This window comes from Exiguobacterium sp. s40 (assembly GCF_018617905.1).
GTDB lineage: Bacteria > Bacillota > Bacilli > Exiguobacteriales > Exiguobacteriaceae > Exiguobacterium > Exiguobacterium mexicanum_A.
In genome coordinates this window covers 35,207-59,523 of sequence record NZ_JACSLC010000009.1, presented here as the reverse complement: position 1 = coordinate 59,523, position 24,317 = coordinate 35,207, and the positions used below count along the sequence as shown (strand labels likewise).

Here is a 24,317-nt window from a genome sequence, read left to right as displayed (position 1 = left end):
GACAAAGAGTAGCGACTTCGCTACTCTTTTTTTGGAGGTTCTGATGATGAATCGTTATGTGACACAACATCGACGCGACGCCATGGCACTCGTCACCGCGTCCGTCAGTTTGACTTGGGCCGAGTTAAGCACGGAAAGCTCCCGTTTGGCCCACTTCCTGGAACGGGTCGCACCCGAAGCCCGGCATATCGGATTACGCGCTGTGAACAGCGCTGATTATGTCATCGCTGTCCACGCCATCCAGTTACTCGGAAAAGTACTCGTTCCGCTCAACACACGGTTGACGATGAGCGAACTGGCAGGACAAATCGAGACGGCCGATATCGATGTATTGCTCGTCGATGAACCGATTGAACTGTCGATCACCCAATTCGCGTTGACGTCACGAGATGAGGCGTCACTCGCTACACCGCACGAGTGGGCAGACGATGAAGTCATGTCGCTCATGTTCACCTCAGGCACGACTGGACGGGCCAAGGCCGTAAAGCAGACGTTCGGCAATCACGTCGCGAGCGCCGAGGCGGCCAAGACGCGCCTCGGTTACGGGACAAGTGACCGGATGCTCGTCGTGACGCCGCTCTTCCATATGAGCGGACTCGCGCAAGTGTATCGGAGCGCTCGTTTCGGTTCGTTACTATACGTCGAACCGAAGTTCGATGTCGCTCGTACACTCGAGTTGATTGAGACGGCGAGAATCACCCACATCTCGCTCGTTGCGGTCATGCTTAAGCGGCTCCTCGACGCAGGTCTCTCCCGCCATCAGTTGCAACTTCTGCTCGTCGGCGGCGGTCCCGTACCGCGTCCGTTGCTCGAAGAAGCCGAGCGGCGGCAGTTACCGGTCGCCCAGACGTACGGGATGACGGAGACGTGTTCGCAAGTCGCGACGCTGTTGCCAGCCGAGGCACTCGCCCACATCGGCTCGAGCGGTCAAGCAATCGCGCCGACCCAACTCCGTATCAATGCGGATGGGGAGATTGAAGTGAACGGACCGACGGTGACCCCTGGTTACTATAAACAGCCAGAGGCCGATGCTTGGACGCCCGACGGCTATTGGCAAACGGGCGACCTCGGCACGATGAAAGACGGTTACTTGTACGTCCATGACCGCCGCAGTGATTTGATCATCTCCGGCGGTGAGAACATTTATCCGGCCGAAATCGAGAGCGTGTTATTGCGTTGCCCGGGCATTCAAGACGTCGGGGTCGTCGGTCGTCCCGACCCGACTTGGGGAGCGGTACCCGTTGCCTTCACGGTCGGTACGTTCGATTTCGATGAGGCGATTCAGCTGCTGCACGACCATCTGGCATCTTATAAACATCCGAAAGCATGGATTGCCGTCGACGAGCTGCCTCGTAACGCCAACGGTAAATTGATGCGTCATCGCTTAAAGGAGGCTGACCATGATTCGTCGCGCTGAACTGTATATCGTCCCCCTCACGTTCAAACATCCGATTGTCACCGCCCACGCCGTGTTGGCGACGAGACGGACGGTCATTCTCCGGCTGGAGACGGTCGACGATGTTGTCGGCTACGGGGAAGGTGTCGCGTTCGATACGCCATGGTATACGGCTGAGACCGTCCGCTCCGTCATCGATACGTCCGCTTTAATTGTCCAACTCCTGAAAGGGATGACGTTGTCTGCCGCCTCGTTCGGTACCCATGTCAGCTCGATCATCGGCCAACCGATGGCGAAAGCGATGTGGGAGAGCGCTCTATGGGAAGTGGAAGCGGCCCGCGCGAATCAGACATTAAAACAATACGTCCAAGCCGGCGATGTCGTGGCATGCGGCCGGACGATTGGCATCGGTCTGCTCAGTCAGACGTTGAACGCCATCGAGGCTGCGCTCGCGTCCGGATTCGACCGGATCAAGTTAAAAGCGTCCCCGCATGAACTGCTTCCTGCACTCGGCGAGATTCGAAGCAATTTTCCGGACGCCCCGCTCATGATTGATTTGAATGGAAGTGGCTCCGAGCAACCGCTTGACTGGTTCGAGGCGTTAGATACCTACCGTCTCTTGATGATCGAACAGCCTTATCCGAGCACACATTGGGTCGAGACAGCGGACTTGCAGGCACGGCTCACCACACCGATTTGTCTCGACGAATCGATCAGTTCGGCTCAAGACGCGACGACGATGCATCGACTTCGAGCCGGTCGCATCGTCAATATCAAACCGGCCCGCGTCGGCGGCTGGAGCGAGGCGCTCGCGATTCGCGATAGCGGCACCCCTTACTGGGTCGGTGGGATGTATGAGTCCTCGATCGGCCGTTATCACACGCTCTTATTCGCCTCATTGAGCGGAGCCTCCTATCCGGCCGATATGGCCGGGACGAGCGCTTACTTCGAGACCGATTTGCTCGATACCCCGCTCGAGGTCGAGAACGGACAATTGATGCTTCCCGACCAGGTCGCACCGGATTGGACGAAAATCGAGCAACTGAGTGAACAGACGATTCGACTCCTGTAAAAACTCCGCAAAAAAGGCGGCAGACTTCGCGTCTGCCGCCTTTTCATCGTTAACGGAATGTGCCCGTCAATACTTCATAGCCGTCTTTCGTGACGACGACCGTGTGCTCGAACTGGGAGACGAGGCTGTTGTTCGGGGTGAACAACGACCAACCGTCCTCTTCTGATTGATAGACGATTTCATCTTTCGTCGAGATGAACGTCTCGACGGCAATGACTTGTCCTTCTTTCAAGATGTCGTTCTCTTCACGGCTATAGTAGTTCGAAATCGTCTCCGGCTCACCGTGAAGCGTGCGACCGAGGCCATGGCCCGCCAAGTTACGGATGACCGTGAAGCCGTTCTTACGGGCATCGGCATAAATCGCTTTCCCGATTTGGTTGACCTTGACGCCGGCCTTCACTTTGCTGAGACCCGCTTCGAGCGATGTCAATGACACTTCGACCAAACGCTCGTGTTTAGCCGATTTCGGTGTGCCCGCGATGACCGTACGTCCTGTGTCCGCATAGTAGCCGTCCTTCACGGCGGATACGTCGACGTTGACCACGTCGCCGTCTTGGATGACGAGGTCACCTGGAATCCCATGGGCTGCGACGTCATTGATGGAAATACACGTATAACCCGGGAACTCATACATCGTGATCGGGGCCGATGCGGCCCCTTCCGCTTCCAAAATACGCTGCCCGATTTCATCCAACTGTTTCGTCGTCATGCCCGGTTTGACCGCTTTCGCCATCTCATCGCGCGCCAAGGCGACGATTCGCCCAGTCTCACGCAATGCATCGTAATCATAATCTAACATTCGTTTTCCCTCTCAATCTAATAATCGATTTTGATATAAGAACTCTTCTGATAAATCCGCAAACAAGAACATGCCGTCCGGTAACGGATAACTGAACGTCCGCGTCACTTCGTTCGAGCTGAAGTCACGATAATCCTCGGACAAGTAGCCCCGTCCACGCACGTCCATTGCCGCCATCGTTCGAATGAAGTACGGTCGGAAACTCCAGTTATAACCGCGATACGTATTGTCGACCGCCCAATCCGACTGCGCCTGATACACGTTCGCGCTCGTCTGGAACCCGGTTTGGTCCGTCAAATAGTAACGGACGAACGTCCCTTCGAGTTTCGGGGCAATATGGAGCAACCATTCATCTTTCTTATCGCGCGACCACTTCCCGTTTTGGACGAGGTCGTGGATTTGTTTATGGAGTTCGAACTCCAATTCATATAATCGCTTTAATCGCTCTTGATCGTGTAAGAAGAACGACGGTACTTCTTGCGTCAATACGCTCATACCTTTCGCTTCGCGCGGCGGCATCGCATCGCTTTGCCCGAGGAGACTGCCCATATAATAACGTCCGCCATGACGCCACGCATAACGCAACTGTCCGAGATGGTCGATTGATTTATAGAGGAGCGGAGCCCCGAGACGGGAAGCGATGTATTCCATCGTCTGAAGCATTTGCGGATACGTGACCGATAACGTCTTCTTCTCGACCATCGTCGCCAAATCGACGAGCAACATCTCAGGCGCCACCGTCATGATGTCTTCGATGCTCGTTGATTCTGCGAAGTCGAGCGCGACTTTAACACCAGATGAACGATAATATTGGACGACTCGTGACAAGCGTGACACGTCAACGAGATCCGTCCCTTGAAGCGTCACATAAATGCGATGGAGCGGGAAGTTCAATTCTCGAAGCGGGGCCAAAAACGCCTCGCCTCCTTGTTCGAGAATCCACTCTGAACGACATCGGAACGTGACGAATTGCGTCGCATCCCTTAACTGTTCGGCCGCTAAACGCTCCATCCGTTTGGCGATGTCGAGCTGATACTCGAGCGGAACGTCATCGTCGTAAAAGAATGGGGTGAGCGACTCGCCCCTGAACTGTCCATGGACCATATAACCTTCTACTTGGAAGGTGGCGGCTCCCAGGATTGGTTCAAATGTCACTTCGACTTCTTCTGGATTCATCATCACATCCACTGCGTCCAACTTGATCACCTCGTCTTTTTTCTAAACACGAAAGCGAGCTGGGTTCAGCTCGCTCGTGTATGCACATACATATAGGCACCGAAACAAGCAATGAAATATACGATACTCATCACACCGTAGCCGATTCCCATCTTCCCGCCCACGCCGATGGCCATCACAAGCCAAATCATCGCGCCGAACAGAAGCGTGGCGACCGGGATATATCGAAAATTCGGACGCTCGGTCCGCGTAATAATCGGTCTCAAAGCCAGGACGCACGCCACTAGTATGACGAGACCAAAACCTAGTTCAATCATCCGTTGACACCTCATTTTTCTGTCTCTACTCATTTAGTGTAGCATGACACCAAAAAAAAAACCGCAAATCCACTTAAGGAGATGCGGTTTTAGTTATTGATTAGTCACGCGGACGGCGTGGGCCACGGTCGTCTGAACGACGACGGTCGTCTCCACCCGTGCGTTTGCCACGGTATCCACCGCCGCCACCGCTGCGTCCACCACGGTCACCGCCGCCACGACGTTCGCCGCCGCCGCTGCGATTTCCACGGTATCCACCACGGTCGTTACGTCCACCTTGACGTTTGACGCGTACTGGTTCTGCATACGAGATTTCAACCGGAGTTGAATCTGGCTCTTTCGTCAATCCACGAAGTGCCGCTGCAAGAAGCTCGACTGCTTCGTATTCTTCAAGAAGCTCAGTCGCAAGTTGCGTGTAAGCTTTGAAGTCGCCCGCTTGAACACGTTCGATCAATTCTTCAGCTGATTGCTTTTGGTTGCCCTCGAGCACTTCTGCGATTGTCGGTACGTGACGACGGTTCATTTTCTTGTTCGTTACGCGTTCGATTGCTTTGACTTGACCGAATTCACGTGGCGTGATGAACGTAAGGGCTGTACCTGTTTTACCAGCGCGGCCTGTACGTCCGATGCGGTGCACGTAGCTTTCCGGATCTTGTGGGACGTCAAAGTTGTAAACGTGAGTAACACCTGAGATATCAAGACCACGGGCTGCAACGTCTGTCGCGACCAAGATGTCGATCGTGCCGTTTTTGAAACGACGGATGACTTGGTCACGTTTTGATTGCGTTAAGTCACCGTGAAGACCATCAGCCGTGTAACCACGTTTGATGAGTGCTTCTGTCACTTCGTCAACACGTTTCTTCGTACGAGCGAAGATGATGCTGAGTTCTGGCGAGTCGATGTCGATCAAACGGCAAAGCGTATCGAATTTTTGACCTTCGCGCAATTCAAGGAATTGTTGGTTGATATTCTCAACTGTCATTTCCTTCGCTTTTACTTTGATGATCGTCGGCGACTTCATGAAGCGCTCAGCAATCTTCTTGATTTGTGGTGGCATTGTTGCAGAGAAGAGAAGCGTTTGACGTTCAGCCGGAAGGCCTTTCAAAATCATCTCGATATCTTCAACGAAGCCCATGTTGAGCATTTCATCTGCCTCGTCCAAGATCACAGTTTGGATCTCGTCGAGTTTGATCGTCTTACGCTTCATGTGGTCCATGAGGCGGCCCGGTGTGGCAACGACGATTTGTGGGTTCTTTTTCAAACCACGGATTTGGCGGTCGATTTGTTGGCCACCGTATACTGGAAGTGCGTAAACGCGCTTCGCTTCACCGATTTTGTTCAATTCTTCTGCAACTTGAATCGCAAGTTCACGTGTCGGTGCAAGAACAAGTGCTTGGACTTGACGTGCCTTTGTGTCGATTCGCTCAATTGTCGGAATACCGAAAGCTGCTGTTTTCCCTGTACCTGTTTGCGCTTGACCTAATACGTCCACTCCTGTGAGTGCGACAGGAATTGTCTCAGCTTGGATCGGTGTAGCTTCTTCGAAGCCCATTTTGAGTACACCTTTTACTAATGCTTCACTTAACTGTAAATCTTGGAATTTTGTCAAATTATATTCTCCTTTTTTCATACAAAAAACGTCTGAGGTTTTGTTCTACAGACGTTTTTCCAATGTTTCCTCGTAGTCAACTTTACTAACTATAACGTATTTGTTTCTAAAATGAAAGAAATACATTCTAAAACTTTTCATAGCCACCTGGACATGAGTTATCTTATTTCAATTTATAGCCGTTGTCGAGTTTTTCAACTTGCTTTTCTTTCAGCAGTTTCCCGAGTGCGCGTTTGAACGCCGCTTTACTCATCCCGAACTCACGATCGATCACGTCCGGCGCCGTCTTGTCGCCATAAGGCATTTGGCCGCCGCGTTCTTCAATATAAGCACGGATACTTTCCGCGTCCGGGTCGATGGCTTCATATGCCCGAGGTTTCATCGAGACGAGTACCGTCCCGTCTTGTTTCACTTGCGTCACACGCACGGTCAATTGCTCACCGAGACGTGGCCAACGTGTCATCTCTGCTTCATGTAAGAAACCGAGTGATTCATTTTCGACCCAGACGTTCACACCGACGTCGCGTCGATTGACGACGACCGCATGGACATCTTGATTGCCCCATTCTTCTTTAGCGGGACGCGCCAACAAGTTCAAGTACGCATAGTGGGCCGGTTCCCCGAGAAGACGGCTCTTTTGATCGTACTTGAGACGAATGCAAAGCTTGTCCCCTTCTTTTGGCCAATACGACCGGTTCTCAGGAAGATCATCTAATGAGACGAGTACATCCTTTTGAATCCCGATATTGACGAACACACCGGTGTTATACCGGACTCCAGTCACTTCATACCACTCATAGTCATCGAACGTGACGCTCGGAATCGTCATCGTCGAAGCGAGACGTCCTTCTGAGTCGTGATAAAGGAAGACCCGCACCGTCTGTCCGACTGTGACTTCCTCAGTTTGTTCTTTTCGATGAAGGAGTACCTCTTCGCGACCGTTTCCGATAAACACACCAAAATCAGCTGAACGTTCCGCGACCAAGTCTACTACTTCTCCTGCACGTAATGCCATACAATCCACATCCTTTTTCATCTGTTACTGTCAGTATACCTACCTACACACGTTCCTAATCATATCACGTTCGATTTCCTTACTCCGTTCAATTGTGTCTAAAATGTGAACAAGATTACCCCCCCGTTATGCTAAATGGGTCCGTATACTAGCTTCTATATTTCAAATTTTGTGACAATTTTGTGAACGTGCATTTTCCATCTAGTATCCACATTTTGAAAACGTTATTATTAAGGAAGTGTTGTTTAACGATTTAGGTTTCAGCCATGGCCGAACGGGGGATATAAAATGTTTGATGTACAATCTCGATCATTCGCGAAGCGCTTCATGAAAGGCTTATTGATTGCTTTCTTCGCGCTACTCGCTTCACTTAGCTTCATTTTTTCAAACGGAGTCGATACGAACGTATCCTCATCCGTCACGATGGTCCAAGAGTAAACGCCCTCTCCTGACAGAAGGCGTTTTTTTTGTTTTGTTCCGACAAAAAAAGGGATTTTTTATGCATCTGTCGAACGAACATAACGTTCGGCTTTTATTATTGAATCATCTGGGAAGGGAGAGTCACTCATGCTATTTTATTTTCTCACCACGATTCTTTCGGTCGTCGGTTTATCCGTCTCGCTCCAAACCGGTTTTTTCAAAGACCCGATCGGTACATTCCTGTTCGCCGTATTGCTCGCTATGGGCTTATCTTCATTTAAACAGTTGGTCGCACAAACGAACGTCTTGCTCATCGAGCGCCGGAATCAAAAAAAGATCAAGCGCATCGTGGCGCGCATGCATTCAACTACGCGTAAACGTTCTACATAACGCTCGTCTTCCCCCTCCACTTTTGTTATTCTATTCTAGACAAGAAGAGCAAAACGGACTCAACCCGTAGGAGGCACAAACACGTATGAACGAAATCCCTTTATCGAACGAGTGGCTATTGCGTTATTCACCTGTCATGGAGCTTTGGCTAAAAGAAGACGGCATCTTGCTCGTCGACGATGACAATCGCATTCGACTCACGCTTGAAATCGGCAGTGACCAAGTCATGCAGTTCAAGAGCATCGAACAAGATGGGGCTTACTTTGCTGTGGACCCGGTGAATAAACGAATCACGTTCGAACTCGAGGAAGAAGAAGAGGAAAGCGATTCTCGCTTCTGGGAATAAAGATTCATGCCGAAGAGTCGGATTCTCGTCAAGAGAGGAAGACTCTTTCTTCGTGTCCAGACTCATTACTGAACGATCGAGAGGAGAAATATGTATGATCCGCACCGCCATCTGGTTTATCGCCTTTTTCGCCGTCTTACCGCTGACACTTCCGTTCTATCCGAAAGCGAAGCGACTGACGCCCCCGGAACGTTATGGATACGTCCAAACCGTCGCCTATAAGTGGGCAAGCTTTCTACTACGAATCGCCGGCGCTCGCGTCCGTGTTCACGGCCAAGAGAACATCCCGAATGAACCGGTCGTCTACGTCGCGAACCACCAAGGGAACTTTGATGTCCCAATTATGATCACAGCGACGAAACATCCAAAAGCGTTTATCTCAAAAATCGAAGTGCAAAAGTTCCCAATCATTCCGCGCTGGATGGAACTGATGGGTTGTATCTTCATCGACCGCAGCGACCGGCGCCAGTCCATTAAAGCAATCCGTTCCGGCGTCGAGACGATCCAATCGGGACAGTCGATTATCGTCTTCCCGGAAGGCACCCGCTCAAAAGGCGGACCGATCAAAGAGTTCAAAGCTGGTAGCCTGACGCTCGCCACATCAAGCGGTGCCAAAATCGTCCCTGTCGCCATTAAAGGAAGCCACCATTTGCTCGAGACGACAAACCGAATCACACCGGGTACGGTCGACGTCACGTTTTTACCGGTCATCGATCCGGCAGACGTCCCGAATAAAGAAATTGCGGCGCTGGCAGAGACGATGATTCGCCGCGTCGTTGAAGGAGAAGAATCATGAGTTTATTAGCCATCGAAGGCATTCATAAAGAATTTGCAGATAAAGTCTTGTTCGACGACATCACGATGACGATTCACCCAGGTAATCGCATCGGGGTCATCGGGGTCAATGGCTCCGGAAAGTCGACGTTCTTAAAAATCATCGCCGGCGTCGAGACCGCAGACCGGGGTTCGATGCAACACCCGAACGATTACCGGATTCGCTATTTGACCCAAACGGTCGACTTCGCCCCCGGGCAAACGATTTTAGACGCGTTGTTCACGAGTGACACCCCGTCCGTCCAAGCGTTGAAACAGTATGAGCTCGCGCGTCAAGCACTCGAGGCGAACCCGACGAGCGAACAATGGTTGGAACGCTTTATGAAAGCCCAGCAAGCGGTCGATGCAGCCGACGCATGGGAGACTGAAGCGAAGTTGAAATCGATTTTAAATCGGCTCGGTCTTCCGGACGTGACGGCAGAGATTAGCTCGCTTTCCGGTGGACAACAGAAACGGGTCGCTTTGGCCGCATCCCTACTCGACGAAGCTGACTTGTTATTACTCGATGAGCCGACGAACGAACTCGACGCCGATACGATTGCTTGGCTTGAGACGATTCTCGCTGATTACCGGGGGGCCATCCTGCTCATCACCCATGACCGTTATTTCTTGAACCGAGTCACGAATCATATCCTTGAAATCGCCGATGGCACGAGTTACTTCTATGACGGCAACTATGAGCTCTTCCTTGAGAAGCGTGCCGAACGAAAAGCCCGGTCGCATTCAATGGAGCAAAAGCGGCAAAACATCTTGCGTCGTGAGCTCGCTTGGCTGCGTCGTGGTGCCAAGGCGCGGACGACGAAACAGAAGGCACGCATCCAGCGCGTCGAGGACTTGAAGCATCAAGAGACGCTTGCCGAGGATGAGGCGCTCGAAGTATCCGTCGGTTCGCGCCGCCTCGGGAAAAAAGTAATCGAGGTGGAGAACTTGTCCTTCGGTTATGACGATCACTTGCTCATTGAAGATTTCACGTGGTTGTTCGGACGCCGGGAACGGTATGGCATCGTCGGACCAAACGGGAGTGGGAAAACGACACTCATGAACTTGCTTGCCCACCGCCTCGAACCGACGAACGGAACGGTCGTCCACGGGGAAACCGTCCATCTCGGATATTATGGGCAACAAGTCGAATTCGAAGACACGACGCGACGCGTTATCGACGAGATCGAGCGCATCGCCCAAGTCATCTATACGCCGGACGGCGAAACGATCACGGCCAGTCAGATGCTCGAACGCTTCCTATTCACCCCGGACGCGCAATACAAACCGATTGCCAAACTGTCGGGTGGAGAGAAACGCCGCCTCGTCTTGCTTCGGATTTTAATGGACGAGCCGAACGTGCTATTTTTAGATGAACCGACGAACGATCTCGACACGGAGACATTGTCCGTCCTCGAGGACTATTTGGAGTCGTTCCCAGGCACGGTCATCGCCGTCAGTCACGACCGCTATTTCTTAGATCGGATCGCCGAACAGCTGATTGCGTTCGAAGACGGGACGATCAACGTTTATCATGCGGAGTACAGTGACTATTTGGCCACACTCCAAGAACAGACGAAGCAACAAGTGAAAAAAGAATCGAAAGAGAAGAAAGAACGTGTCAAAGTCGATGTCGTCAAATTCACTTTTAAAGAGCAGAAAGAATGGGAGACGATCGAGGATGATATCGCCTCTCTCGAATCTGAGATCGAGGCAGCCGAGGCACGGCTCGCCGCAGCGGGTAGCGACCTCGGTAAAGTGAATGAACTGTACGCCGACATTGCCGCGTTGAAAGAAGCGCTCGATGCGAAGATGGAGCGATGGGAATATTTATCGGAGATTGATGAACAAATTCAAGCACAGAAGAACTAAAAACAAGGATCACGCGTCGGCGTGATCCTTGTTTGTCGTGTAGCCATGTATGGACAATTCGAGTGCAGCGCTTGGAAGCACCCTGTTCATCCTTTACTGACGATATTATGTTGAAACGCATAAACGACGGCTTGCGTCCGGTCGTAGACGTCAAGCTTCGTCAAAATGTTGGAGACGTGTGTCTTCACCGTCTTCAACGAGATGTATAGTTCATCGGCGATGACTTGGTTCGATTTCCCTTCCGCCATCAATTGCAAAATCTCACGTTCCCTTGCCGTCAGACTCTCGTGCAACGTCTTTTCCGGATGTCGGAGCCGTTCGAGCATCTTGCCCGTCACTTGGGCGGCCATGACCGGATTGCCGGCTGCCGTTTGACGAATCGCGTCGGCGATCTCGTTGGCGTTCGCCGTTTTCAAGACGTAACTCATTGCCCCGGCCTCGATGACCGGATACACTTTCTCGTCATCCAAGAAACTCGTCACGACTAAAATCTTGGCCTCTTTCCAACTCGCCTTGATCCGCTTCGTCGACTCGACCCCATCGACAGGTTCCATCACTAAATCCATCAAGACGACATCGGGCTTCTCGGCGATGGCAAGCTCGGCCCCTGTCGCGCCGTCCGATGCTTCTCCGACGACTTCGATGTCAGGCTGCGTCGACAGAAACGCCGAGACGCCGGCCCGCACCATCTCATGGTCATCAATCAATACGACTCGAATCATTCTAACCCCTCCACTTGTTGTTTCACACGCACTTCAATCTGAGTACCGACGCCTGGCACACTGACGAGTCGTAACGTCCCGCCGACCTCAGCCGTCCTCTCTCTTATCGATTGTAAGCCATATGAGGCGACTTGTGTATCATCGACATTAAAGCCGATCCCGTCGTCGTTTATTTTTAAGATGACCGTCTGTTGCACGGTCCGCATTTCGATTTCAAGTCGTTTCGCTTTCGCATGGCGAAGCGTGTTGCTGATCGCTTCTTGGACGATGCGGAACAGTTCATTCTCAGTATGTCGCGACAATTCGACTTCTTCGAGGCGCCATACGAGCTCGGTCGATTGTTTGCGTGACAGTTCTTCTAACAGGCGCTCGATTCCCGTCTTGAGCGTCATTCCTTCGAGCTCGACCGGACGGAGTTGCAACAGAAGCGAGCGCATTTCCGCCTGAGCAGTTTGTGCCATCAGTTCGACTTGTTCGATTTGTTTGGCGGCCACGTCCGGCTTCGCCTCGATCGTCTGCTTGGCTGCCGTCGTCATCATCGAGATGGCGTACAGTTGCTGGCTGACCGAATCATGTAACTCTCGGGCGACACGGCGCCGTTCTTCGACGACTGCTTCGCTGCGCGCTTCCTCGACACTGACAGGCCGGTCACCGACCCGTTTCGCCATCTCGACCATTTCTGCGCGCTGTTTCGAGATGCGTGCAATCCGTTCGAGTGTATCGCGATAAGGCGACAATGGACGGAATGTAATCTCTTTTTGATTCTCAAGCTTCCACAAGGCAATCGCCACTTCCCGGAAGTCGCGTCGCAAATAAAAATACGAACCGACCCCGAAGATGCTACCAATCAAGACGGCGATGACGAGGATAGACACACCGAAAGGCAACCCTTCTTCACGTGTGAACAAATCTCGGAGTGAAGTCGAGTCACCTATTAAAAATGCGATCGTGACGAACAGTGCCGTCAGTAGGCTGCTAAATAACTGATGCCAGACGACCGTCCTTGGATACGAATCCTTCTTCATACGGTCATCACCTCGACACTTCCGCTCATGAGCACGATATGAATCCGGACTTTTCGCGTCGCTGACGCGTAATCGTCCGATGCCGTATAAAAGCGACGATTGAACACGGGCGAATAATTCGATTCGTCGACTTGAATCTTGCCGAATCCGATTGATGCATCAATCGAGTAATCGTAGCCGGCCGGAATGAGAATTCGGACGTCCCCGGCGAGTCCGTTCAATAATAAGAACGTCTCTCCCTCCGGAATGATGGCGCGCGACAAGTCGAGTTCGACGTCACGCAACAAGAAGAATTCATTCGTGTCTTGAAGCACGTAGTGACCGCTCTCTTTCGTCCCGAACGAAAAGGCCTGTTCTTGCCGGATATGTGACTTGAACCGACTCGATTCGAGCGGACGATTCTTGTACAGCCGATAGCCGAACATGAGCAATAAACCTGACAATACGAAGCCGAACGCCGCCGACGAGAAGATGAGCCCGACGAGCATGATACCGCCAATCCCGTAAAAGATATAGCTGACCGGCTGATTGCCTTTGCGGCTAAAACGACGCCCGATATACAGCAACAATAGCGGGACGACCATGCTGAAGAGGACGCTGTTACCACCCGTCGCGATATCGATAAATAGTCCAATGGCGAATAGAATAATCATAAAGCCGATGATTTGGCGTGTGTTCCAACGTTCCACGTTGCTTCCCCCTCTCTAACAGTATGTAACATGAAGCAAAGAAGCGATGGCCCAACCATTCGCCGGACCATCGCTGAACCGTTGCGTCAGTCTTGTTTGAAACGACGCTCAAGTTCTTTTAGTTTTGCTTCGAAATCATCTTCGTCCGCTGGATCGATCTTCTCTTCAGCGGCCGGTTCTTGTTTCTTCTCTTCTGCTTTTTTCTCTTCTTCTGTGAATGGATGTGTCTTCGACGTCTCTGCCCCGAAGATTTGATCGAGCGCACCTTTCAATAAATCCAGGTTCTCACGCATTGCGAACTCATACCGTTTGTTTTGCATCTCATCGAGTTTCAATCGCATCTCGAGAGCTCGGCGCTCGAGGGCATCGAGTTCACGTGCTCCTTCATCGAGGAGACCTTCAAAATAACGATACTGCTCACCGTAATGCTTCGACTCGAGAGCTGCCCGTTCGGCGAGCTTGTCTTCGCCTGCTTGTTTGGCGAGTTCCGTCTGCTCGTAACGCTTATCGGCCATCTGCTTGGCGTCATCGCGTTTTGTAGCAAGTTCCTCGAGCAATGACTTTTGACGCTCAACGAGACGTTCGACTGACAGCGCCTCTTTTTCAGCACCGCGGATATGGCGGTTCAATTCGGCTTCCCCACTTGAGCGTGGAGCCGAACGTGGCCCCTCTTTATCTTGAAACTTCTTCATCTCTTTCGATAGTTCTTTCGTCAACTCGTTAGCTAAATCACGAAACTGGTCAAATGGTGTTTTCATCTTGATGTCCTCCTTTTGAATCTTAGCGACGGTTTACAAACTTCTGCCAAACTTGATCGAACGATTGAAAACTGCTGCGGCTCGCACGCGACCCGTCCGCATTGAAAATCTCGACGTCTTGTTTTTGGTTGGCATACATCATATACCCTTTAAACAATACCCATGCCACCACAATCCCGATCAACGCCCAAATATTCGATAAAATTGTGATGATCCCGATCACGGCAAGCGCGCCGTAACCGATTTTTGCGCCGACATGTGTCACGGCCATAAATCTGACTCCAGCCCACAGTGCTAAGAGCGCCCCCAAACCGAACATGATCATGTTCGGTAAAAAGCCGATTAGAACGAGAACTAAAGAGATCGCGGCCACAATGAACAATACTTGCTTCACCTGGCGATTCATCGATTATCCCTCCTCGTTAAGTACACTCTTATCATAATACGTTATTTTCAATAGTGCGACGAGCGGAAGGCTTGTTTTCCCTCGGTCTGTAGACTGAGATGATAGCGTTCTCAAATCGTGTGTTATACTAGAGGCATCGAACAACGAAAGGATGATGTTTTATGAGCACCGTACAATTCGCAGTACACACTTTGTCAGCCAACAGGAGGGCGACTGTCCTCCACAACTAAAAGGAGGATTCTATTTGAATCAAACAACGACAACGGGACGTGTCACGGCACAGTTCCAACATATGTATACCATCACGACTGAAAGTGCGAACTATACGTGCAGTGTCACCGGGAAATTCCGACATGAGGCCGAAAGCGAGCGCGACTATCCGGTCATCGGCGACTTCGTCGAGTTCACCGTTCGTGAGCATGGTCAAGGCGTGATTCGACGTCTCCTTGAGCGGCGCACTGTCCTGTCACGGGCAGCTGCCGGCAACGAGACGCGCGAACAATTGATCTGCGCGAACGTCGATTTTATCTTGATCACGATGGCGTGCGGGCATGATTTCAACCTGCGCCGGCTCGAGCGCTATTCGCTCGCCGCGTGGGAAACCGGAGCCACCCCGCTCATCATCTTGACGAAATCGGACCAAGTCGACAACGCCGAGGCGCTCGTCGATGAGCTCGCTTTGACGGTTCCGGGGGTCGATGTCTTCCCTGTCAGTTCACTCACAGGCGACGGCGTCGAGGCGTTGCGAGCCGCACTGCCGAGCGAAAGCACGATCGTACTCGTCGGTTCGTCCGGCGTCGGGAAATCGTCACTGACGAACGCGCTTGCCGGTGAGACCGTCGCCGAGACACAAGCCGTACGCGAGAGCGATGAACGCGGCAAGCACACGACGACACATCGTGAACTGTTCCGGATTGACAATTTGTTCGTCATCGACACCCCGGGCATGCGTGAGTTCGGACTTTGGGACGGGGCCGATCACCTCGACGACACGTTTCGGGATATCGAGGCACTCGCCGAGACGTGTCGGTTCCGGGACTGTGCGCACAGCACCGAACCGGGCTGTGCCGTCCGATCCGCCATCAAAAACGGTATACTCGATGCGAAACGCTATCAGAGCTTCGTCAAGCTCGAGCGCGAGCTCCGCTACGCGGAAAAACGGCAAGCAGAGGCGGCGCGTCTCGCTGAGAAGAAGAAACGAAAAACGAAAGCTTAATCTAAGAGAGGAGTCACAGAAAAACTGTGGCTCCTTTTTCGACCTTCCTGCCCTAGCACCAAGTCTTATCACCAATCCGACATTTGTGAACAATCGTTCAGAAATAGTTCGCCCAAATGCAGGTAAAACCCTCGAAAGTAAGCGGTTTCTCCGCTACAATGGACTCGTATTGTCACAGATTAAAATCGCTAATTATAGGGAGAGACTTATGAAAACATTGAACGAACGCGCACTCGAGATGCATGCCTTCCATCACGGAAAATTGGAAACGACACCGAAAGTCGACGTCGACACGAAAGAAGCGCTCAGCCTCGCCTATTCACCAGGTGTCGCCGAACCGTGCCGTCGCATCGCCGAGGATAAAGAGTTGTCGTATGACTACACGCTCCGCGCCAACACGGTCGCCGTTGTCTCGGACGGGAGCGCCGTGCTCGGTCTCGGCAATATCGGTCCAGAAGCCGCACTACCGGTCATGGAAGGGAAAGCCGTCTTGTTCAAAAGCTTTGCCGGGGTCGATGCGTTCCCCATCTGTCTCGACACGCATAACGTCGACGAAATCGTCCGGACGGTCGAACTGCTTGCGCCGACATTCGGTGCCGTCAACTTAGAAGACATTAAAGCACCCGAGTGTTTTGAAATCGAGGCCCGTTTGAAACAATCGCTCCCGATTCCCGTCTTCCATGACGACCAACACGGGACGGCCATCGTTGTCCTAGCAGGTCTCGTCAACGCACTGCGACTCGTCGACAAGACGATGCCTGAACTTCGGGTCGTCATGAACGGTGCCGGGGCTGCCGGCATCGCCATCGCGAGACTGTTGAAGCGTTTCGGCGTCGAAGACCTCGTCATCTGTGACACGAAAGGCGCAATTTACGAAGGACGCGTCGAAGGGATGAACCCGTTCAAAGATCAAATCGCCAAAGCGACAAACCGGAAGCAACATGAAGGGACGCTCGCCGATGTGCTTCAAGGTGCCGACGTCTTCATCGGCGTCTCGGCGGCCGGTGCCGTCACCGAAGAGATGGTTCGTTCGATGGCTGTCGACCCGGTCATCTTTGCACTCGCGAACCCGATTCCGGAGATCATGCCGGACCTCGCGACAAAAGCTGGGGCGCGTGTCGTCGCGACCGGTCGTTCCGACTTCGCCAACCAAGTGAACAACGTCCTCGCCTTCCCTGGTATTTTCCGCGGGGCGCTTGACGTTCGCGCCACCGAGATCAACGAAGAGATGAAAGAAGCGGCCGTCCACGCGATTGCCGACTTGTTGACCGAGGAAGATCTCATAAACGGGGTCGTCATCCCAAGCCCGTTCGATGAGCGAATCGCACCCGCCGTCGCAGTCGCAGTCGCCAAAGCCGCCGTCGAGACCGGCGTCGCCAAGCGCCCACTCGATGAGGCAGCCATCCGTCAGCACGTCAGTCAAAAACATTTGTAATCCAAAAACTGCGCAGACCGTGACGGTCTGCGCAGTTTTTTAAACGGTTCCTTGTAAGATTCCTTCCGCCCATTCGACTTCTTCCGTCGTCGGGGGTTTGATCCCTTTGAGTGGATAGTCGAGACCGAGTGCCTCCCATTTATAGACACCCATCTCATGGTACGGCAAAATTTCGACTTTCTCGACGTGGTCGAGCTTTTGAATGAACGCGGCCGTGCGGCGGAGCGCTCCTTCATCAAGTGTCCATTCCGGGACGAGGACGTGGCGAATCCACATTTTCGTTCCGCGCTCGGATAAATGTTCAGCGAGCGCGAGCGTGTTGACGTTGCTCCGTCCTGTCAGTTTCTTACACATGTCATCGTCGATATGTTTGATATCGAGTAAGACGAGATCCGTATGATCTAAGATGGCGTCCAAGTTAGGGGGACGAAGTGCACCCGACGTGTCGAGCGTCGTGTGGAGCCCGTGTTTCTTCGCTTCACGCAAGAGCGCTTCTAAAAACTCTGGCTGCGCGAGCGGGTCGCCCCCTGAAATCGTGATACCGCCTTTTGATGCTTCCATGAACGGACGATAGCTGAGCGCTTCTTGAATGACGTCCTCGGCCGAACGATGGTTATTCTTTTTGAAATCCCACGTGTCAGCGTTGTGGCAATACAAGCAACGAAGCGCACAACCTTGTAAAAAGACGATAAAACGAATTCCCGGGCCGTCAACGGTTCCAAACGATTCGACCGAGTGTACATATCCCATTGTCATCGAAATGACCTCCTAACGAATGAGCGGCCCTCGAGTGAAGGCCGCCAAGCCTTGATTACTTACAATGAACCGTGGAACGTCCGGTTGATGACGTCGATTTGTTGTTCACGCGTCAACTTGATGAAGTTGACCGCATAGCCAGAGACGCGGATGGTGAGCTGTGGATATTCTTCCGGATGCTCCATCGCATCGAGCAACGTTTCACGGTTGAAGACGTTGACGTTCAAGTGATGTCCTTTATGCTCGCCGCCCATATAGCCGTCAAGAAGTGCCGCTAAGTTGAGTTCACGAGCTACTTCTTCTTTGCCTAGTGCTTTCGGTACGATTGAGAACGTGTATGAGATCCCGTCTTGCGCATGCTCGAACGGAAGTTTCGCGACTGATGAGAGCGATGCGGCAGCACCTTTCGTATCGCGGCCATGCATCGGGTTCGCACCTGGGGCGAACGGTTCGCCGGCATTGCGTCCGTCCGGTGTGTTGCCTGTTTTCTTGCCGTAGACGACGTTTGATGTGATCGTCAAGACTGATTGCGTATGGAGCGCGTCGCGGTATGTTTTATGCTTACGCACTTTTTCCATAAACGACTCAACGAGTTCGACGGCGATTGAATCGACACGGTCATCGTTGTTGCCGAATTTAGGGAAGTCGCCTTCTGTCTCGAAGTCGACAGCAATGCCTTGCTCGTTTCGGACCGGTTTCACGGTCGCATATTTGATGGCTGACAGACTATCTGCTGTGACCGAGAGACCGGCGATTCCGCATGCCATCGTCCGTAGGATTTCTGGGTCATGAAGTGCCATCTCGATCCGTTCATACGCATATTTATCGTGCATGAAGTGGATGACGTTGAGCGTGTTGACGTAGAGCTCGGCGAGCCAATCGAGCGTCCGGTCGAAGTCGGCATACACTTTGTCGTACGTGAGCACGTCTTCGGTGTTCATCTCCCAAACCGGTGCGATTTGGTCGCCGCTCTTCTCATCGCGGCCTCCGTTCATGCTGTAAAGGAGTGCTTTTGCCATGTTGGCGCGGGCACCGAAGAACTGCATCTGTTTCCCGATCTTCATCGGTGACACACAGCAGGCGATGCCGTAGTCGTCGCCAAACTCTGGAAGCATGAGGTCGTCGTTCTCATATTGGATCGCAGACGTCTCAATCGACATCTTCGCGCAATATTGTTTAAATCCTTCTGGCAATTTCGTCGACCAAAGCACCGTCAAGTTCGGTTCTGGTGCTGGCCCGAGGTTTGAGAGTGAATGCAAGAAGCGGAATGAGCTCTTCGTCACGTTCGAGCGACCATCCTCACTCATCCCACCGATTGACTCGGTCACCCACGTTGGGTCCCCCGAGAACAATTCGTTGTAGTCAGGCGTGCGCAAGAATTTGACGATCCGGAGCTTCATGATGAAGTGGTCGACGATTTCTTGAACGTCTGACTCGGTCAAACGACCTGCTTCGATATCACGTTCTGCGTAAACATCGAGGAATGTCGAGACACGTCCAAGTGACATCGCGGCGCCGTTCTGTTCTTTGACGGCTGCGAGATATGCAAGGTATACCCATTGGTACGCCTCTTGTGTATTTTCCGCCGGACGGCCGAGGTCAAACCCGTACGCCGCACCGAGTTGTTTCAACTCTTGGAGGGCCCGGAGCTGCTCAGACATTTCTTCCCGTGTCCGAATATCTGACTCTGATAAGAAACCGCCACGGTTCGCCAAGTCTTTTTTACGTTCTGCAATCAAGAAGTCTAACCCGTACAAGGCAACACGACGGTAGTCGCCGATGATCCGTCCCCGGCCGTAAGCGTCAGGAAGACCTGTGATGATCCCTGACTTCCGCGCCGCCCGCATCTCAGGTGTGTACGCATCGAAGACACCTTGGTTATGCGTTTTGCGAATTTCCGAATAAATCTTTGTGATTTCAGGGTTCGGCTCGAAACCGTATGACTCAAGGGCAGCGTCGACCATCCGGATCCCGCCGTTTGGATGAATCGAACGTTTGAACGGCTCGTCCGTTTGAACGCCGACCACTTTCTCGAGCTCTTTGTTTAAGTATCCCGGTCCGTGCGAGACGATTGTCGACGGATTGTTTTGATCGACCGCCCAAACACCACCGCGTTCCCGCTCTTCTTTCGTCAATTCCATCACTTGTGCCCAAAGACGGTTCGTCGCTTCGGTCGGTCCGACGAGGAAATGATCGTCCCCTGTGTATTCGTGTCGGTTCAAACGGATAAACTCACCGACGTTCACTTCGTTCGTCCACTGCCCAGGTACAAATCCTGACCAGGCTGATTTAATTTCGGTTGCCATTGTGGGTCACTCCTCATAGTTGAGATAACTGCGTGCTGTCTATAAGTTGAGTGTACGTGAAAACGTGAACATTTTGTTTTACATTCTTGTGAAAGTTGTAACAATCTCATGAACGTTGGCATAAAGCCGTTTTTTGTAAGCGCTTTAAATACTGTTATAATGCAAACACCCTTCCTTCTGAAACAGATAAGTCTTGTTTCGGCAGGATTCAACTCATTTCTGTATCATTTCAGATGGGATGTGACGATTTATACAGTTTTCGTAGTGATGTACCTCACACCTCGGTGATAGAACTTGAATTTTTGCCTTATATCGGACACAATGAAGGCAGAACATTGTAGAAGAGGAAGGGGTTCTTCCCATGACGTACGAATTATTGACAGCCGCTCACGATTTAAAGACCGGTGACCGCATCTCTCTTAAAGTAGAGGATAACGGTGAACAACGTGACGGATTCATCACAGAATTTGAAGACGCAGGTTTTTGGATTCGGTTTGACGACGACATCGAAAACGAGGATTTCATCGACTACCGCGATAACTTGCTCGTTGCTCTCATCTCGCGCCCGATTGACGTGGCAGCGACGTATCCAGAGCTCGCTTCATACGAACGGTTGACGAAAGAATTGCAGTATCGTGTGTATCAAGGCTTCACCGTCGAAGGCGTCGAGGCGTCGGCTGACCAAATCGATGTGCACATCAAACTCATCGAGGACGGACAGACGTTCACACAGACACTCCGTTCTTCATTCGACCAAGATAATGAACATGTTCGCTATATCTAAGACAGGGAGCGCTTATGCTTCCTTTGTTTTTGCCCCACGATAAGGAGAATTGATATGAACTTTACAAAACCATTTATTAACGAAGCCTGGGATCGCCTTGGCTTTACTGAACCAATGCCGGTCCAAGCCGAAGCCTTCCCGCTTCTTCTTGACGGAAAAGACGTCACGATCGAAGCGCCGACAGGTACCGGGAAGACACTTGCTTACTTATTACCCGCCATCGAAAAAATCGACGCTTCGAACGACCGCATCCAAGTCGTCATCGTCGCGCCGACGCGTGAACTCGTCATGCAGATTCAAACGGTCGCGCAACGCTTCACCGAGAAAGGTGACGTCCGCATTGCTTCGTTCATCGGTGGCGTCGAGTTGAAACGTCAAATCGACCGGTTGAAGAAAAAACCACATTTAATCGTCGGGACACCGGGCCGACTCGTCGAACTCATTGAGAAGAAAAAGTTGAAACTTCACGAGACGCATACGATCGTCCTCGACGAAGCCGATCAAATCATCGATAGCGGTTTGACAGAATCTGCCGAACGGATCATCAAACATACGGCGCATGAACATCAAATCGCCCTCGTCTCGGCGACACTCACAGACACGCTTCAAGCTTGGGCTGCCCCATTCTTGAACGAACCGGCCCACGTGAAAATCGAGCGGGCGGTAAGCGCACAAGTCACCTATGGCTACATGTTGACGACGCGCCGGTATAAACCAGAGTTGCTCCGCCGCCTGTCTCACGTCGACAACGTCAAAGCGCTCGCGTTCATCAACAACCGGTCGTTCTTGCCACCGTTGAAAGGTGAGCTCGACAAGATGAAAGTGAACTATCGTATGCTCGACAGCTTGAAAGGAAAGCGCGAACGTGTCGAAACACTTCGTGAGTTCCGTAAAGGTGACTACCCGCTTCTCATCACGACTGGCCTCGCAGCCCGTGGTCTCGATATCGAGGAAGTGACGCACGTCGTCCACTTCGACTTGCCAGAATCAATCGATGACTTTATTCACCGCTCAGGCCGGACAGCACGCGGAAACGCGGCTGGGACGGTTCTCTCGCTCGTGACAGATGAGGATTTGACCCATTTGAAATCGTTCGCCCGTCAACTCGGCGTTGAATTGAAAGAACTCGAGATTTACCGTGGCGACGTCATCGAGAAACGAATCGAAGACAAACCGCCGGTCGTGAAACGCCCTGCGAACAAGCGAGGACCTCGCCGATGAAAAAAGACCGGAAAGTGATTCCATTCCCTTTGCTCGTAGAAGAGTCCGAATTGCTGGCCGAGCTGAAAAAGTTGTATGAGCAAGCCGCGCTCGCGCGCAGCACGCAATGGACGAACTATATTCAAGAAATCGCCTCGGAAGGCACGTGGCACTTGAAAGACGCGGAGCTATTCCGTGACCTCTTTATCGACTGGGCCGTCTTTTTCGAGACGGATGAGGACGGGATGACGCCGCATGGCCGCTACTTGGCGGACCATAAGGCCGACATGTCTCCTGCCCTCTATCACGCGCTCAGGGGCTTGGCGGTCCCGCGTTGCTCCGTGTTCGAAGTGACCGAGGACGGACTGCGCGACTGGGAGACGAAAGAGATTTACAAAGTGATGCTTCCGGAAGCTCGTGAACCGGGCGATATGATGCTCGGCAAACTGCTCGATATCCGCGGCAACTGGCGCTTCGGGTCGGCATTCCTCGCCCTCCCGGCGAAAATGGCCGGTAACGTTTCAGACCTGTATATCGACTTCACCGATGAGGTCGGTCCGGGTGCGTTCCTCGACCAGTTCCCGGAGTTCTGTGCGGAACTGATCGACATGTTGCTTGATCTAGAAGAAGGGGTCATCATCCCGAAACCATCAAAATAAGCGAGAGGCAGCCGCCTCTCGCTTTTTTTTATTCCACGTAATATTCTGTGTTGGTCACCAATGCTTTCGCCTCGTCGTTCGTCGCTTTCACCGTGGCGCTCGAGATGGCTTTTCCATCTTGATAGACGTCGATGACGGCCCCGTCTTTCGTAGGGCGGGCATGGTACAGTCGGTCCCCGACGTATGAGGTCGTGCCGACCGAACCATCGATGACTGAACGTGTCGACTGCTTCCCAGTCTTCAAATCGATGACGAATTCGGTCCCGTCTTCTTGTAAGGAAATCAATTGATCCTCGTACACCGTTGCGTTCCACATGTCACCGTCTGGCATCAATTCAACGACTTGCTTCGTTTCCGCATCATACGCATAAATCCCAATCTTTTCTTGCTCACTTAAATAAGTTTCTCTATTTTCCGTGATGGATGTTTGCTCGGTCATGCCAACCGGGATGAACCGATTATCCGCGTCAATCGTCGCCATGTGCGGTCGGAAAGCCCACGATGTTCCAGTCACGGTCGAAATGGATTCATCTTGTAACGCCACGCTCTCGATCACGATTTGTTTGGCAGCCTCATCGAACCTAGCAATTTTCGTCTCTGGATTCTCTCCATAACCATCTCGGTAAATGACATGCACGTTTCCGTCATGAACAAAGAGGCCGGCCCAAGGACTGTCCATCAATTCAGAAGCGCCATCAACTTCATTCCCAAAGACTTGTTTGGTGACTTCTTGTCCATTCATTCGAAACACCGCAATCTCTTTGTTCCCGTTCTGGCCGACGCCAATATAGCCGTCAGCTGTTCGAATCGATTGCATAAAACTTAAGCCAGACAATTCTCGATAAAAACCACGAACTGACGGATCTACCTCGCTCCGATAATTTAACGCCTCTTCGATATAGTTCACATTGCTCGTCACACGACTACGATTGGTCGTCAATTGGAATCGTTCCGTCGTACCTTCTTCTTCCGTTCCGTAAAATAGACCAACCGTTTGTGACTTCCACACACTAGGATTCGTTTTGATATCTAACTCCCATTCCGCTTTCGTGTCCCGCATATCGAAAGCGAACGTCCCGAGACCGATGACGACGACCGCACCGAGTGCGACCACATTCCACATTCGTTTCATACGC

Annotated in this window: 25 protein-coding genes; 12 read left to right on the top strand and 13 right to left on the bottom strand. The window is 52.1% G+C overall.

All coding sequences use genetic code 11. The features are described from left to right. Positions 1 to 46 precede the first annotated feature (46 nt). A complete protein-coding gene (gene menE, locus KNP02_RS09600; protein ID WP_214708760.1) occupies positions 47 to 1,417 on the top strand; it encodes an o-succinylbenzoate--CoA ligase in 1,371 nt (456 codons plus the stop codon). After that, a complete protein-coding gene (menC, locus tag KNP02_RS09595) occupies positions 1,401 to 2,468 on the top strand; it encodes an o-succinylbenzoate synthase (protein WP_214708758.1) in 1,068 nt (355 codons plus the stop codon). Before menE ends, menC begins: the two co-directional genes overlap by 17 nt. 49 nt (positions 2,469 to 2,517) lie before the next feature. Here the strand turns inward: menC and map are convergent, their stop codons facing one another. The 5 genes from map to KNP02_RS09570 form a co-directional block, all read right to left on the bottom strand. Continuing rightward, entirely contained in the window at positions 2,518 to 3,267 is a 750-nt protein-coding gene (map, locus tag KNP02_RS09590) for a type I methionyl aminopeptidase (protein ID WP_214708756.1), read from the bottom strand. A gap of 12 nt (positions 3,268 to 3,279) precedes the next feature. Beyond that, the gene (locus KNP02_RS09585) at positions 3,280 to 4,455 is read right to left on the bottom strand and encodes an EAL-associated domain-containing protein (RefSeq protein ID WP_353047348.1); all 1,176 of its coding nucleotides are present in this window, start codon (positions 4,453 to 4,455) and stop codon (positions 3,280 to 3,282) included. A 53-nt stretch (positions 4,456 to 4,508) separates the two neighbouring features. Next, on the bottom strand, positions 4,509 to 4,760 hold the full coding sequence (locus KNP02_RS09580) for a hypothetical protein (RefSeq protein WP_214708752.1): 252 nt from the start codon (positions 4,758 to 4,760) through the stop codon (positions 4,509 to 4,511). A 100-nt stretch (positions 4,761 to 4,860) separates the two neighbouring features. Then, positions 4,861 to 6,369, bottom strand: a complete 1,509-nt coding sequence (gene cshA, locus KNP02_RS09575) for a degradosome RNA helicase CshA (protein ID WP_131485905.1) — start codon at positions 6,367 to 6,369, stop codon at positions 4,861 to 4,863. A gap of 163 nt (positions 6,370 to 6,532) precedes the next feature. Then, on the bottom strand, positions 6,533 to 7,384 hold the full coding sequence (locus tag KNP02_RS09570) for a CvfB family protein (RefSeq protein WP_214708749.1): 852 nt from the start codon (positions 7,382 to 7,384) through the stop codon (positions 6,533 to 6,535). A 288-nt stretch (positions 7,385 to 7,672) separates the two neighbouring features. Between KNP02_RS09570 and KNP02_RS09565 the strand changes: the two genes are divergently transcribed. The 5 genes from KNP02_RS09565 (at position 7,673) to KNP02_RS09545 (ending at position 11,225) form a co-directional block, all read left to right on the top strand. Continuing rightward, complete coding sequence (locus KNP02_RS09565) at positions 7,673 to 7,822, top strand: hypothetical protein (protein WP_021067792.1); 150 nt, start codon at positions 7,673 to 7,675, stop codon at positions 7,820 to 7,822. Positions 7,823 to 7,951: 129 nt separating this feature from the next. Beyond that, the gene (locus KNP02_RS09560) at positions 7,952 to 8,194 is read left to right on the top strand and encodes a hypothetical protein (protein WP_034781078.1); all 243 of its coding nucleotides are present in this window, start codon (positions 7,952 to 7,954) and stop codon (positions 8,192 to 8,194) included. Between the two features lie 85 nt (positions 8,195 to 8,279). Then, the gene (locus tag KNP02_RS09555) at positions 8,280 to 8,540 is read left to right on the top strand and encodes a hypothetical protein (protein WP_034781079.1); all 261 of its coding nucleotides are present in this window, start codon (positions 8,280 to 8,282) and stop codon (positions 8,538 to 8,540) included. Between the two features lie 94 nt (positions 8,541 to 8,634). Beyond that, positions 8,635 to 9,336, top strand: coding sequence for a lysophospholipid acyltransferase family protein (locus tag KNP02_RS09550; RefSeq protein WP_034781080.1), 702 nt, complete (start codon positions 8,635 to 8,637; stop codon positions 9,334 to 9,336). Then, entirely contained in the window at positions 9,333 to 11,225 is a 1,893-nt protein-coding gene (locus KNP02_RS09545; protein WP_138859934.1) for an ABC-F family ATP-binding cassette domain-containing protein, read from the top strand. Before KNP02_RS09550 ends, KNP02_RS09545 begins: the two co-directional genes overlap by 4 nt. A gap of 86 nt (positions 11,226 to 11,311) precedes the next feature. Here the strand turns inward: KNP02_RS09545 and KNP02_RS09540 are convergent, their stop codons facing one another. The 5 genes from KNP02_RS09540 to KNP02_RS09520 form a co-directional block, all read right to left on the bottom strand. After that, complete coding sequence (locus KNP02_RS09540; RefSeq protein WP_034781089.1) at positions 11,312 to 11,947, bottom strand: response regulator; 636 nt, start codon at positions 11,945 to 11,947, stop codon at positions 11,312 to 11,314. After that, entirely contained in the window at positions 11,944 to 12,972 is a 1,029-nt protein-coding gene (locus KNP02_RS09535) for a sensor histidine kinase (protein ID WP_138859935.1), read from the bottom strand. Before KNP02_RS09535 ends, KNP02_RS09540 begins: the two co-directional genes overlap by 4 nt. Next, on the bottom strand, positions 12,969 to 13,661 hold the full coding sequence (gene liaF, locus KNP02_RS09530) for a cell wall-active antibiotics response protein LiaF (RefSeq protein WP_138859936.1): 693 nt from the start codon (positions 13,659 to 13,661) through the stop codon (positions 12,969 to 12,971). Before liaF ends, KNP02_RS09535 begins: the two co-directional genes overlap by 4 nt. Positions 13,662 to 13,747: 86 nt before the next feature. Next, positions 13,748 to 14,419, bottom strand: a complete 672-nt coding sequence (locus KNP02_RS09525; protein WP_138859937.1) for a PspA/IM30 family protein — start codon at positions 14,417 to 14,419, stop codon at positions 13,748 to 13,750. Positions 14,420 to 14,441: 22 nt separating this feature from the next. Continuing rightward, positions 14,442 to 14,825: a lmo0954 family membrane protein gene (locus KNP02_RS09520; protein WP_034781108.1), complete on the bottom strand. Its 384-nt coding sequence runs from the start codon at positions 14,823 to 14,825 to the stop codon at positions 14,442 to 14,444. Between the two features lie 244 nt (positions 14,826 to 15,069). Here KNP02_RS09520 and rsgA point away from each other — a divergent pair, with 244 nt between their 5' ends. Together rsgA and KNP02_RS09510 are read left to right on the top strand one after the other, a co-directional pair. Next, positions 15,070 to 16,041: a ribosome small subunit-dependent GTPase A gene (rsgA, locus tag KNP02_RS09515; protein ID WP_138859938.1), complete on the top strand. Its 972-nt coding sequence runs from the start codon at positions 15,070 to 15,072 to the stop codon at positions 16,039 to 16,041. A 208-nt stretch (positions 16,042 to 16,249) separates the two neighbouring features. Next, entirely contained in the window at positions 16,250 to 17,476 is a 1,227-nt protein-coding gene (locus KNP02_RS09510) for an NAD(P)-dependent malic enzyme (protein ID WP_138859939.1), read from the top strand. 39 nt (positions 17,477 to 17,515) lie between these two features. Here KNP02_RS09510 and pflA read toward each other — a convergent pair whose 3' ends face one another. Beyond that, complete coding sequence (gene pflA, locus KNP02_RS09505) at positions 17,516 to 18,232, bottom strand: pyruvate formate-lyase-activating protein (RefSeq protein WP_021067805.1); 717 nt, start codon at positions 18,230 to 18,232, stop codon at positions 17,516 to 17,518. Between the two features lie 59 nt (positions 18,233 to 18,291). Next, positions 18,292 to 20,538, bottom strand: coding sequence for a formate C-acetyltransferase (gene pflB / locus KNP02_RS09500; protein ID WP_214708747.1), 2,247 nt, complete (start codon positions 20,536 to 20,538; stop codon positions 18,292 to 18,294). A gap of 361 nt (positions 20,539 to 20,899) precedes the next feature. Between pflB and KNP02_RS09495 the strand changes: the two genes are divergently transcribed. From KNP02_RS09495 to KNP02_RS09485, 3 genes are read left to right on the top strand one after another with little or no spacing between them, the layout of a single operon-like run. Next, positions 20,900 to 21,322 carry a hypothetical protein gene (locus KNP02_RS09495; protein ID WP_214708745.1) on the top strand — a complete coding sequence of 141 codons (423 nt, stop codon included), beginning with the start codon at positions 20,900 to 20,902 and terminating at the stop codon, positions 21,320 to 21,322. A 54-nt stretch (positions 21,323 to 21,376) separates the two neighbouring features. Continuing rightward, positions 21,377 to 22,543 carry a DEAD/DEAH box helicase gene (locus KNP02_RS09490; RefSeq protein WP_034781120.1) on the top strand — a complete coding sequence of 389 codons (1,167 nt, stop codon included), beginning with the start codon at positions 21,377 to 21,379 and terminating at the stop codon, positions 22,541 to 22,543. After that, entirely contained in the window at positions 22,540 to 23,181 is a 642-nt protein-coding gene (locus tag KNP02_RS09485) for a hypothetical protein (protein WP_214708743.1), read from the top strand. The genes KNP02_RS09490 and KNP02_RS09485 overlap by 4 nt, the downstream gene beginning before the upstream one ends. Positions 23,182 to 23,209: 28 nt before the next feature. On the opposite strand, the gene KNP02_RS09480 is transcribed toward KNP02_RS09485, so the two are convergent. Further along, the gene (locus tag KNP02_RS09480; protein ID WP_214708741.1) at positions 23,210 to 24,313 is read right to left on the bottom strand and encodes a hypothetical protein; all 1,104 of its coding nucleotides are present in this window, start codon (positions 24,311 to 24,313) and stop codon (positions 23,210 to 23,212) included. Between the last annotated feature and the right edge of the window lie 4 nt (positions 24,314 to 24,317).